General features: G+C 44.1%; 10 protein-coding genes. All 10 read left to right on the plus strand.

The features are described 5' to 3' along the window. The first annotated feature begins 54 nt into the window (after positions 1-54). Entirely contained in the window at positions 55-1,314 is a 1,260-nt protein-coding gene (gene rseP, locus FQV26_RS06815) for an RIP metalloprotease RseP (protein ID WP_146556619.1), read from the plus strand. A gap of 101 nt (positions 1,315-1,415) precedes the next feature. Then, positions 1,416-3,119: a proline--tRNA ligase gene (locus FQV26_RS06820; RefSeq protein WP_146556621.1), complete on the plus strand. Its 1,704-nt coding sequence runs from the start codon at positions 1,416-1,418 to the stop codon at positions 3,117-3,119. Between the two features lie 299 nt (positions 3,120-3,418). Continuing rightward, complete coding sequence (locus tag FQV26_RS06825) at positions 3,419-7,726, plus strand: PolC-type DNA polymerase III (RefSeq protein WP_146556623.1); 4,308 nt, start codon at positions 3,419-3,421, stop codon at positions 7,724-7,726. 125 nt (positions 7,727-7,851) lie between these two features. After that, complete coding sequence (rimP, locus tag FQV26_RS06830) at positions 7,852-8,337, plus strand: ribosome maturation factor RimP (RefSeq protein WP_146556625.1); 486 nt, start codon at positions 7,852-7,854, stop codon at positions 8,335-8,337. A gap of 20 nt (positions 8,338-8,357) precedes the next feature. Then, positions 8,358-9,485 carry a transcription termination factor NusA gene (gene nusA / locus FQV26_RS06835; protein ID WP_146556627.1) on the plus strand — a complete coding sequence of 376 codons (1,128 nt, stop codon included), beginning with the start codon at positions 8,358-8,360 and terminating at the stop codon, positions 9,483-9,485. A 20-nt stretch (positions 9,486-9,505) separates the two neighbouring features. After that, positions 9,506-9,784 (plus strand): RNase P modulator RnpM, encoded by a 279-nt coding sequence (gene rnpM / locus FQV26_RS06840; RefSeq protein ID WP_146556628.1) that lies wholly within the window; start codon positions 9,506-9,508, stop codon positions 9,782-9,784. Next, a complete protein-coding gene (locus tag FQV26_RS06845; protein WP_146556630.1) occupies positions 9,784-10,128 on the plus strand; it encodes a YlxQ family RNA-binding protein in 345 nt (114 codons plus the stop codon). Before rnpM ends, FQV26_RS06845 begins: the two co-directional genes overlap by 1 nt. After that, positions 10,106-12,463 (plus strand): translation initiation factor IF-2, encoded by a 2,358-nt coding sequence (gene infB, locus FQV26_RS06850; RefSeq protein ID WP_146556632.1) that lies wholly within the window; start codon positions 10,106-10,108, stop codon positions 12,461-12,463. The genes FQV26_RS06845 and infB overlap by 23 nt, the downstream gene beginning before the upstream one ends. Continuing rightward, positions 12,460-12,738, plus strand: a complete 279-nt coding sequence (locus FQV26_RS06855; RefSeq protein WP_146556634.1) for a DUF503 domain-containing protein — start codon at positions 12,460-12,462, stop codon at positions 12,736-12,738. Before infB ends, FQV26_RS06855 begins: the two co-directional genes overlap by 4 nt. A gap of 18 nt (positions 12,739-12,756) precedes the next feature. Continuing rightward, entirely contained in the window at positions 12,757-13,107 is a 351-nt protein-coding gene (gene rbfA / locus FQV26_RS06860) for a 30S ribosome-binding factor RbfA (RefSeq protein WP_008430880.1), read from the plus strand. Positions 13,108-13,141: the final 34 nt, after the last annotated feature.

The following is a 13,141-nucleotide window of genomic DNA, read 5'->3' on the forward strand; positions in this document are numbered from 1 at the left end:
ATAGGACTGAAAAGTCGTGCTGAGCGAGTTTCTCTTTATAAAGGTGGGTTCAATATGGAAACAGTTATTTCGTTTATAATAATTTTCGGTGCTTTAGTATTTTTCCATGAATTTGGTCATTTTCTTTTTGCTAAGCGGTCCGGTATTCTTGTCCGTGAATTCGCAATTGGCATGGGACCAAAAATTTTAGGTATTACTAAAGGAGAAACTCTTTATACTTTGCGCTTGTTGCCCATAGGGGGCTATGTGCGCATGGCAGGCGAAGACATGGATACCATCCACCTTCAAGCAGGTCATCGCATTGGCGTTCTATTAAACAAAGAAGGCAAAGCCAAAAAAATTATCATGAACCAAAAGCATGTTTATCCGGATATTCTGTTTCTTGAAGTAGAGGAAGCGGATTTGGAAAAAGAACTGTGGATTAAAGGGTATGATGAAGAAGAAAAGCTGGTACGCATTGAAGTTGCACGTGATGCGGTGGTTGAGGAGAATGGCAGAGAGACCATTTTGGCTCCTTACGACAGACAGTTTGATTCAAAAACAGTTGGAAAGCGATTTATGACTATTTTTGCTGGACCGTTATTCAACTTCATCTTGGCTTTCCTAATCTTCACAGCACTTGGTATGATGCAAGGAATCCCAACTTTTGAACCGGTAATCACTGAAGTGACCGAAGAAAGTCCAGCAGCTGAAGCTGGAATGCAAAATGGCGATCTGGTTACTGAAATTGAAGGGAATCCGATCGGCACATGGGACGAACTGGTTGAATCGGTTCAGAATAATGCCGGCAATCCACTAGATTTCGAAGTAGAACGCAACGGAGAACCATTAAGTTTTACTATCACTCCTGAAGTATCAGAAGAATCACCGGAACCGGTCGGTGTAATCGGTGTCCTTTACCAAAGCCCAGTAGAAAAAGATTTCCTTGGATCATTTGTTTACGGCGCTGAACAGACTGTGTTTTGGTTCAAAGAGATCTTCCGTCTATTAGGAATGCTTGTAACTGGCCAATTTACAATTGATGCATTATCAGGTCCAGTGGGAATTTATAAGACCACTGAAGAAGTGGCGAAATATGGATTCTTTACCTTAATGAGTTGGGCAGGCATGCTCAGCATTAATCTCGGCATTATGAACTTGCTGCCGCTTCCGGCATTGGATGGTGGACGTCTGATGTTCTTCATACTTGAGGCGGTGCGCGGCAAACCGGTTGATCGGCAAAAAGAAGGAATGGTCCATTTTGTCGGCATCATGTTGCTTATGCTGTTGATGATCGTTGTCACCTGGAACGATATCCAAAAGTATTTCTTTTAATATAAACACTTAAGCATTACCGGACAGGCAATAATCATTGCCTGTCCTGAACTTTTAATTCATCAATAAAAATTCTATAGTCAGTTGAGGTGTATTCTGGAATGAAACAAACAGCAACTTTTATCCCTACTTTACGTGAAACTCCAGCCGATGCAGAAGTAAGATCGCATCAGCTATTACTACGGGCAGGATTTATTCGCCAAAATACTAGCGGCATCTATTCATTCCTTCCGCTTGGCAAACGTGTGCTTCAAAAAGTTGAAACCGTTATTCGTGAAGAAATGGAAGCTGCAAACAGTGTTGAAATCTTCATGCCCGCTCTTCAACAAGCAGAACTATGGCAAGAATCAGGGCGCTGGTATTCTTACGGCGACGAATTGATGCGTTTGAAAGACCGCAACGATAGAGAATTTGCTTTAGGAGCTACGCATGAAGAAGTTATCACTAGCCTGCTGCGTGATGAAATCAAATCCTATAAAAAGCTCCCTTTAAATCTGTTTCAGATCCAATCGAAATTTAGAGACGAAAAACGTCCGCGCTTTGGATTGTTGCGTGGCCGCGAATTCTTGATGAAAGATGCTTACTCATTCCATGCCACTTCTGAAAGTCTAGATGAGACTTATGATGTCATGATGCAGGCATACACCAATATCTTTACACGCCTTGGATTGAATTTCCGTGCAGTTATTGCAGATTCCGGTGCAATCGGAGGTAAAGATAACCATGAATTTATGGTGCTGTCTGAAATCGGAGAAGATACGATTGCATATTCTGACAGTTCTTCCTATGCAGCGAATATCGAAATGGCTGCGGTCAACGTATCTTATCCAGTGTCAGATGAAACTCCTGAAACGAGAGAAAAAGTGGAAACTCCAGGCAAGAACACCATTGCTGATGTAGCTAATTTCTTAGGAACTACTGCTGAGAAATGCATCAAAACTTTGGTTTTCAAAGCGGATGAAGAATTGGTCATCGTTTTGGCAAGAGGCGACCACGATATAAATGACGTCAAAGTGAAACATGCAACGGGTGCCAAAGTCGTAGAGATGGCGACAGCAGAAGAAGTACAGCAGTTATTATCATGTGACATCGGATCTCTTGGTCCGATTAGTTTGCCTGAAGATGTACGCATATTTGCCGATCATGCAGTTGAAAGCATAGTCAACGGAGTAACCGGCGCTAACGAAAATGGATTCCATTATAAGAATGTCACTCCTGGAAAAGACTTTACAGTTCCTGCCTATCACGATCTTCGCTTTATTCAGGAAGGCGACGCTTCTCCGGATGGTCAAGGGACTATTCAATTTGCCAAAGGCATTGAAGTGGGACATATTTTCAAATTAGGCACTACCTACAGCATTCCGCTTAAAGGGACGTTCCTGAATGATCAAGGCAAAGCAATGCCATATATCATGGGCTGCTATGGAATCGGCGTGTCTCGTGTATTGGCTGCAGTCGCTGAACAATTCCAGGACGACAACGGCTTCACGTGGCCGGATGTTGTTGCGCCTTATGAAGTGCACTTGGTTCCAGTCAATGTTAAAGATGATGCACAGCGTGAGCTAGGTGAAGAACTTTACTCTTTACTGAAATCAAATCGCTATGAAGTGCTGCTTGATGACCGCAAGGAACGTGCAGGCGTGAAATTTACAGATGCAGACTTAATCGGTTTGCCAATCCGCATCACCATTGGGAAGAAAGCTTCTGAAGGAATTCTTGAAGTCAAAATACGGCGGACAGGTGAAACTTTTGAATGGGCGCGTGAAGAATTGCTCCATCAATTGCAGCAGTTTTTTAAAAAATAACAGCAAAATCTGATATGATGAAAGGAAAGTACAACTGTACTTTCCTTTCTTTTTCTGCTTTCTTCTGGAAATGTCACTTTTAGTTCTTTGCTCAATAAACTGAACTAAAGAAGAAGTGTTGCTATTAAAAGGTAGAAGTGAATAACTCGCTCCAGGCGAACCTTGGTTTGCGGAGTAGCTGCAGAAGAACATATTTCATTTTTAACAAGTAAGTAAACTTATAAAGTGCTTAAATACCAGCACCCAGAAGTAATAAGCCCTTGCGCTTTTCTTAAATCACTACCACGAAGGGGATAATTATGACAAACCAGCAAGATTCTAAGATGCGATTTAAGTTGCTGCTTCAGCATCTCGACTTAACGGACGATGTACATATGCCCTTTTTCGAAGAGGCTGAACTGACTCGGATGACCGTCCATAAAAAAGAACGGTCCTGGAAATTTCTTGTGAAACTAAAGAATATCCTGCCGCTCGATTTGTACTTATTATTAAAAGAACGCTTATACAGCACGTTTTCACCGATTGCTTCCATACAGTTAAATATTGAGTCAACACAGGAGACAGCTCAAGAAGACCTGGTCTTGGCCTATTGGAAATATGCCGTTGAAGAACTGGCAGATATGGCTCCGCCTTTGCGTGAACGGCTGTTGTCTCAAGCGCCTATTTGGAACGGCAATAAATTGCTATTACAATGCAATCATGAACACGAAATGATGGCACTGAAATCAAAATACAGCGATAAATTAGCTGAAGTATACCGCCAGTTCGGTTTCCCTCACGTATCCATCGATTTTCAGTTGTCTGATGAAAATCAGGAAGCGGCACATGCAGCCTTTATGGCTGAACGCATGCGCGAAGAAGAGGAAATGGCGAAAAAAGCGCTGTCTGATATGAAAAAACGGGAAACAGATCGCAAAGAGAACGGCACGCCATCCGGACCATTCCAAATGGGTACAGCCATTAAGCCGGACGAAGCCATTTCAGAGATTAAATCCATTGTCGATGAAGAACGCCGTGTAACAATTGAAGGTTATGTATTTGATGCGGAAGTAAGAGAACTGCGGAGCGGACGTTCCTTGCTTACCGTTAAAATCACGGACTATACCGATTCCATTCTTGTGAAAATGTTCTCGCGTGACAAGGAAGATGCTGAATTGATGGCAAATGCCAAAAAAGGCATGTGGCTGAAAGCGCGCGGTTCAATCCAGACCGATACTTTTGTTCGCGACTTGGTGATGATGGCGCAGGATATGGTGGAAATCAAACCCGTGCTTCGCCAAGATACAGCCGAAGAGAAGCGAGTCGAGCTGCATCTGCATACGCCGATGAGCCAAATGGACGCAGTTTCGTCTGTCGAATCTCTTGTTAGCCAGGCAGCCAGATGGGGGCACCCGGCAATTGCGATTACAGATCACGCCGGTGTGCAATCATTCCCGGATGCTTATGCTGCCAGCAAGAAGCATGGCATTAAAGCGATTTTTGGCTTGGAAGCGAATTTAGTCGATGATGGGGTTCCGATTGCTTATGAAGAGCGCCATGTGTTATTGGAAGATGAAACTTTTGTGGTGTTTGACTTGGAAACGACGGGCTTGTCAGCAGTATACGACACCATTATCGAATTGGCGGCAGTGAAGATTAAAGGCGGCCAGATCATCGATAAATTTGAAAGCTTCGCGAATCCGCACCATGAGCTGTCATCTACAACGATTGATTTGACCGGAATAACTGATGATATGGTCAAGAATGCACCGGAAGTGGAAGAAGTGATCCGTAAATACCATGAGTGGGCAGGAGACCATATTATGGTTGCCCACAATGCTTCATTTGATATGGGCTTCTTGTATGTCTGCTACAAAAAATACGGCATTGATACGAAGCATGCTACCATTGATACATTGGAACTGGCGCGTATGTTACATCCGGAACTGAAAAATCACCGGTTGAATACCTTAGCCAAAAAGTTCGGCATTGAGCTGACCCAGCATCACCGGGCGATTTATGATACCGAAGCCACCTCATACTTACTGACGCATTTGTTAAAAGAAGCCGACCAAAAAGGCATTTTATATCACGATCAGATTAACGACTATGTCGGCAGCGGCGATGCCTATAAACGCTCACGGCCAACGCATTGTACGCTGCTTGCCCAAAATGACGAAGGGCTGAAAAACCTGTTTAAGCTGGTGTCTGCTTCGCATATCGATTATTTCTACCGGGTGCCGCGAATTCCGCGTTCACTGCTGCAAAGGCACCGAAAAGGGCTGCTGGTTGGTTCGGGCTGTGATAAAGGCGAAGTATTTGAAGCGGTTATGCAAAAATCGATGGAAGAAGTCGAAAAGACCGCTCAATTCTATGATTACATGGAAGTTCATCCTAAAGAGGTTTACTCTCATTTGATTGAACGGGAGATGATCCGGGATGAATGGAATTTAGAAGATATCATCCGTAAGTTAGTGAAAGTCAGCCGCAAATTGGAAATTCCTTTAGTTGCTACTGGAAATGTCCATTACTTGGACGAGACGGATGCGATTTTTCGTCAAGTACTGGTTGGCTCTCAAGGTGGAGCCAATCCGCTGAACCGTCACAAATTGCCTAAAGTGCATTTTAGAACGACCAATGAAATGCTGGATGCCTTCGACTTTTTAGGCGCTGAGACAGCACATGAACTCGTTGTGGAAAACTCGGTAAAAATTTCAGAGATGATTGATGTGGTTAAACCAATCAAAGATGAATTGTATACGCCGAAAATTGAAGGTGCCGATGAAGAAGTGCGGGAGTTGAGCTATAACATGGCTCATCAGATTTACGGTGCACCGTTGCCTGAAATTGTAGAAGCGCGTATTGAGAAAGAGTTGAAGTCTATCATCGGACATGGATTTGCAGTTATTTATTTGATTTCACATAAACTCGTAAAAAAATCCCTGGATGATGGTTACTTGGTTGGTTCTCGTGGATCGGTTGGATCTTCACTGGTTGCAACGCTGACTGAAATTACGGAAGTAAACCCGTTGCCACCGCATTACATTTGCAGAAAATGCAAGAAATCAGAGTTTTTTGATGATGGATCTGTTGGCTCCGGCTTTGATTTGAAAGACAAAAATTGCCCAGATTGTGATATTCCTTATCAAAAAGAAGGACAGGATATACCGTTTGAAACCTTCCTAGGATTTAAAGGCGACAAAGTTCCCGATATCGATTTGAACTTCAGTGGTGAATATCAGTCGAAAGCCCATAATTATACGAAAGAACTATTTGGGGAAGATAATGTTTTCCGGGCGGGTACGATTGGTACAGTGGCTGAAAAAACAGCTTATGGTTATGTTCGAGGCTACGCCAATGATCGTGACATGACCTTGCGAGGTGCAGAAATCGACCGTCTTGTGCAAGGTTGTTCAGGAGTTAAGCGCAGCACCGGACAGCATCCAGGAGGAATTATCGTTGTTCCGGACTATATGGACATTTATGACTTCTCACCGATTCAGTTCCCGGCGGATGCTCAGGATTCAGAATGGAAAACGACGCATTTTGATTTCCACTCGATCCACGATAATCTGTTGAAGCTGGATATACTCGGTCACGATGATCCAACCGTTATCCGCATGCTGCAGGATCTGTCAGGCATTGATCCGAAGACCATCCCAACTGATGATCCGGAAGTAATGAAAATTTTTGCAGGGCCAGAATCTCTCGGGGTAACCAAAGAGCAAATCGGCTGTAAAACCGGAACGCTCGGCATTCCGGAATTCGGTACACGCTTTGTCCGCCAAATGCTGGAGGAAACGAAACCGAATACGTTCTCCGAGCTGGTCCAGATTTCGGGACTATCCCATGGAACGGATGTCTGGCTGAGCAATGCGCAGGAATTGATTCAAAATGGAACGTGCCAGCTGTCCGATGTAATCGGCTGCCGGGATGACATCATGGTCTATCTGATTTACCAGGGACTTGAATCTTCATTGGCATTTAAAATTATGGAGTCTGTCCGTAAAGGGAAGGGTTTGACCCCAGAGTTTGAGGAAGCGATGAAGAAAGAGGGCGTACCGAACTGGTATATCGAATCCTGCAAGAAAATCAAGTACATGTTCCCGAAAGCACACGCTGCGGCATACGTACTGATGGCCGTGCGGATTGCCTATTTTAAAGTGCATTTCCCGGTTCTTTATTACGCCGCTTACTTTACGGTCCGTGCGGAAGATTTTGATGTTAATGCCATGGCAAAAGGATCGCATTCGATCCGTGCCAAAATCGATGAAATCAATGCCAAAGGATTGGAAGCTTCAACAAAAGAGAAAAATTTGTTAACGGTTATGGAATTGACGCTGGAAATGGTGGAACGCGGCTATACCTTCCAGAAGGTGGATCTGTATAAATCATCTGCCGACCAGTTTATCATTGACGGCAATAGCCTGATTCCTCCGTTCAATGCCATCCCAGGATTAGGTACCAACGCAGCGAAATCGATTGTAGCTGCCCGCGAGCATGGGGAATTCCTCTCTAAGGAAGATCTTCAGCAACGCGGACGCGTGTCGAAAACAATCATCGAATACATGGACGATCATGGGTGCCTGGAAGGGATGCCAGAAGCCAACCAGCTGTCCTTGTTCTAGTCAGTTGCACCATAGCGCTATTTGTGGTATTATTGTAGTAACATTTACTGATAGCTCTGTCGCAGAAGAGTGGGTTCTCCCGCTCTTTTCTGTTTGTTATGGCATAAAATTGGCGGGAGGCATGTATGAGCAAAATTACAGAACAAATCGAGAAGATAGTACAGCCCATCACCAGTGAATTAGCACTGGAACTTGTAGATGTGGAATTCTTAAAAGAAGGACGCAACTGGTTTTTACGGGTATATGTAGACAATCCGGAAGCGCCTATTGATATTGATCAATGTGCTTTGGTTAGTGAAAAGCTAAGTGAAATTCTGGATCAGCTAGATCCAATCGAACAAAACTATTTCCTGGAAGTTTCTTCACCGGGTGCAGAACGGCCATTGAAGAAGGAAAAAGATTACGAAAAAGCTATCGGTAAGTTTATTTACATCAAAACCTATGAGCCGGTTGAAGATGCGAAAGAGTTTGAAGGGTATTTAAAGTCTTATGATGATGAACAAGTAGAAATTGAAATCAAGATCAAAACACGCAGAAAAATAATCAACATCCCGAAAGATAAGATTGCAGTGATCCGTTTGGCCATTGATTTTTCTGTTAAACCTGATTGAAGAACCTGGGAGTGAATAAAATGAGCAGTGAGTTATTGGATGCTTTTGAAGTATTGGAGAAACAAAAGGGGATTTCGCGTGAAGTCCTGATTGAAGCGATAGAAGCTGCATTGGTAACGGCATACAAACGGAATTTTAACCAAGCACAGAATGTTCGTGTAGATTTAAACTTGAACACTGGAACAATGCTGGTCTATTCTCGTAAAGACGTTGTAGAGGCAGTCGAAGATGATCGCTTGCAGATTTCATTGGAAGATGCGCAAGTGATCAACCCGGCCTACGAGCTTGGGGATGTTGTTGAAGAAGAAGTGACGCCGCGCAACTTTGGGCGTATTGCTGCACAGACAGCGAAACAAGTAGTAACACAACGCGTACGTGAAGCCGAGCGAGGTCTGATTTTTGAAGAGTTCGTTGATCGTGCAGACGATATCGTCAACGGCATCGTCGAGCGGATGGATGCACGTAATTTGTATGTTGGCCTTGGCAAAGTAGAAGCTGTACTTCCGCAGACAGAGCAAATGCCGAATGAACATTACAAACCGCATGACCGTATCAAAGTGTATATTACAAAAGTGGAACGTACGACACGCGGACCTCAAGTCTTTGTGTCCCGTACACATCCAGGACTGCTTCGCCGTTTGTTTGAAAACGAAGTACCTGAAATCTACGATGGCATTGTTGAGATCAAGTCAATTGCACGTGAAGCAGGAGATCGTTCAAAAATCTCAGTTTTTGCTCACCGTGATGACATTGATCCTGTGGGTTCATGTGTCGGATCTAAAGGCGGCCGTGTTCAGACAATCGTCAATGAGTTGAGTGGAGAGAAAATTGACATCGTCGAATGGTCTGAAGAACCTGTCGTATTTGTCGCAAATGCACTAAGCCCATCCAAAGTATTGGATGTGCAGGTGAATGAAGAAGCGAAATCGACTACGGTTGTCGTTCCTGACTATCAATTATCTCTTGCAATTGGCAAGCGCGGACAAAATGCCCGCTTGGCTGCGAAATTGACAGGTTGGAAAATCGATATCAAGAGTGAAACAGATGCTCGGGAACTTGGGATCTATCCGAACCCGAATGCTGACATTGAATTAGTCGAATCCGGAGAAGAACTGGATGACTTTGATTTTTACGAAGAAAAAGAATAATGTAGAAAAGGTGATGTCCGTTGGCTCTGCAAAAGAAAATTCCATTACGGAAGTGTGTAGCTACAGGCGAGATGCATCCTAAAAAAGAAATGATCCGCGTTGTCCGTTCAAAAGAAGGCGAAGTATCTGTCGATTTGACGGGCAAAAAATCAGGACGCGGCGCATACCTTTCGAAATCGGAAGATGCCATCGCGACTGCGCGTAAAAAGAAAGTGCTGGATAAGCAATTGGAAGTTAAAATTCCAGACGAAATCTATGATGAGTTAACTCGCGTCGTTCTCAGAGAGCAGTTGAAATAATGACTAAACAAAAAATTCTTCAATTACTGGGATTGGCCACACGTGCGCGTATGACCATTTCCGGTGAAGAAATGACAGTAAACGAAGTTCGAAAAGGCAAAGCGAAATTAGTGATTGTCTCTGAAGATGCTTCAGATAATACCAGTAAAAAATTGCATGACAAATGCAAATCGTATGGAGTGGATTTGCACGTTTTTGGATCCCGTTTCGAGTTGGGACATGCGATAGGCAAAGAAGAGCGGGTAGTGATTGCAATCACCGATAAAGGGTTTGCGAAAAAAATAACCAGCTTATTCGAAGAAATTAATCGGGGGCGAGCAGATGACCAAAATTCGAGTACATGAGTATGCTAAGAAGGTAGACAAGCCAAGTAAAGAGATTATTAATGAGTTGTCTAAACATAATATTACGGTGCAAAACCATATGGCAACATTGGAAGACAATGCTGTATCGAAGTTAGACAGCATCTATAAGAGTGGTACAGCTGGACAGCGTCCACAAGCACAATCACGTCCGTCAAATCAAGGGCAATCGCGTCCATCTCAAGGCAGTCAGTCACGTCCATCAAGTCAAGGACAGTCACGTCCGTCACAAGGCGGCCAGTCACGTCCGTCAAGCCAAGGACAATCACGCCCATCACAAGGCGGCCAGTCACGCCCATCCGGTCAAAGCCAATCAAAACCAGCGGCAGCGCCGAGTCAAGGACAATCCCGTTCGCAAGGGAATGGCCAACGACCAACAGCACCAGCAAAATCAGGTTCGAACTTTACGCCAAAGGCAGCCAAACCTACAGCAGGTCCTGGCCAGCGTTCTTCAGGCCGTCCAGGTGGCGGAAACCGCAATGGCTTCCAAAACCGCAACCGTAAAGGAAAGCAACAGCAACCAGTGAATCCGTTGCCGCCAATGCCTAAAAAAGAAAAAGAATTGCCGGCTAAAATTACTTTCAGCGAGTCATTGACGGTAGCGGAACTTGCAAAAAAATTAGGGCGCGAGCCTTCTGAAATCATCAAAAAATTGTTTATGCTTGGTGTAATGGCTACCATTAACCAAGAATTGGATAAAGATGCAATCGAATTGATCTGTGCAGAGTACGAGGTTGAAGTTGAAGAAGAGATCTTAGTGGATAAAACGGATCTTGAAGTCTACTTTGAACCAGAAGATGAAAACCTGAACGAAGAACGTCCGCCAGTCGTTACGATTATGGGACACGTTGACCATGGTAAAACAACATTGCTGGATTCAATCCGCCATACGAAAGTAACTGCTGGAGAAGCAGGCGGCATTACGCAGCATATCGGTGCTTACCAGGTTGTCGATAATGGCAAGAAAATCACTTTCCTTGATACTCCGGGCCACGCAGCCTTTACTACGATGCGGGCACGTGGAGCAAAAGTGACAGACCTTGCAATTATTGTTGTTGCAGCAGATGACGGTGTTATGCCTCAAACGGTTGAAGCAATCAACCATGCTAAAGCAGCAGAAGTGCCGATCATCATCGCGGTCAACAAAATGGATAAGCCGAGTGCAAACCCTGATCGCGTAATGCAAGAATTGACAGAACATGGATTGGTTCCTGAAGCTTGGGGCGGCGAAACGATTTTCGTTCCGATTTCCGCTTTAAAAGGAGAAGGCATCGATTCATTGCTTGAAATGATCTTGCTTGTATCGGAAGTTGGGGAGTTAAAAGCCAACCCTGCACGCCGTGCAATTGGTACAGTTATTGAAGCCGAGCTTGACAAAGGCCGCGGTTCAGTAGCAACCCTTCTAGTACAAGACGGAACTTTAAAAGTGGGAGACCCGATTGTTGTCGGTAATACGTTCGGACGTGTCCGTGCTATGGTATCGGATATTGGCCGCCGTGTGAAAGAAGCGGGCCCATCTACGCCAGTTGAAATCACTGGTTTGAATGATGTACCTCAAGCTGGAGACCGTTTTGTTGTCTTCGAAGATGAAAAAACAGCTCGCCAAGTGGGCGAAACCCGTGCAACTTCAGCGCTTCAAGTCCAGCGTTCTGAAAAAACACGTGTCACGCTTGATAACTTGTTTGATCAATTGAAACAAGGCGAAATGAAAGAATTGAACTTGATCGTCAAAGCTGACGTTCAAGGAGCCGTTGAAGCCATGGCAGCATCTCTTCTTAAAATTGACGTAGAAGGTGTCAATGTGAAAATCATCCACACTGGCGCTGGCGCCATCACGGAATCTGATATTTCATTGGCTGCTGCATCAAATGCCATCGTTATCGGTTTTAACGTTCGTCCGGATGCTAATGCGAAACGTGCTGCTGAAGCTGAAGGCGTTGATATTCGCTTGCACCGCATCATCTACAAAGTGATTGAAGAAATTGAATTTGCTATGAAAGGCTTGCTTGACCCTGAATTCGAAGAGAAAATCATTGGCCAAGCTGAAGTCCGCAGTACGTTTAAAGTTTCTAAAGTCGGAACAATTGCCGGAAGTTATGTAACTGAAGGTAAAATTACTAGAGATAGCGGCGTCCGTGTAATCCGTGAAGGCATTGTTGTGTTCGAAGGCGAAATTGATACATTGAAACGCTTTAAAGACGATGCAAAAGAAGTAGCAAAAGGCTACGAATGCGGGATTACCGTTAAAAACTTCAACGACATGAAAGAAATGGACATCATTGAAGCGTACGTTATGGAAGAAATCGAACGTAAATGATCCTCTACATGGAATGCGAATTTTTCATTCCAACGGCCCATTCGTTAAAAGATAAGCGGGCAGTCGTGAAAAGCATGCTGACCCGCAGCAGACAAAAATTCAACGTTTCCGCAGCAGAGATTGAACACCAAAATGTTTGGCAGCGAACTCGCCTTGCCTTTGTAATCGTTTCTTCATCGAAAGAAATGGCAGATAAAGAAATGGCACAAGTTCTCTACTATTTGGAAAGCAATCCTGCATGGGAATGCTTGGAGATTGAAAAAGAATATTTGTAAGAACGAGGTGGATTAGCAATGACAATGCGCGCGAATCGTGTAGCTGAGCAGATGAAAAAAGAGCTCAGTGATATCATCAGCAGAAAACTGAAAGATCCACGTATCGGATTTGTCACTGTAACAGATGTTGAAGTTACAGGGGATCTCCAGCAGGCAACTGTATATATCAGCGTTTTAGGCGAAGACCACGCAAAAGAACAGACATTGCTTGGGTTAACGAAGTCAAAAGGATTCATCCGTTCCGAAATCGGACAGCGGATCCGTCTCCGTAAAACTCCTGAATTGTCTTTTGAAATCGATTCATCGGTTGCATACGGCAATCGCATCGATACCTTATTGCGTGATATTCAAGAACCAAAAGAAGATTAAAAATAAAGCCTGCTGTCTATCTCAGATAGCGGGC

Source organism: Planococcus sp. CPCC 101016, from assembly GCF_007859295.1.
In the GTDB taxonomy this organism is placed as follows: Bacteria; Bacillota; Bacilli; order Bacillales_A; family Planococcaceae; genus Planococcus.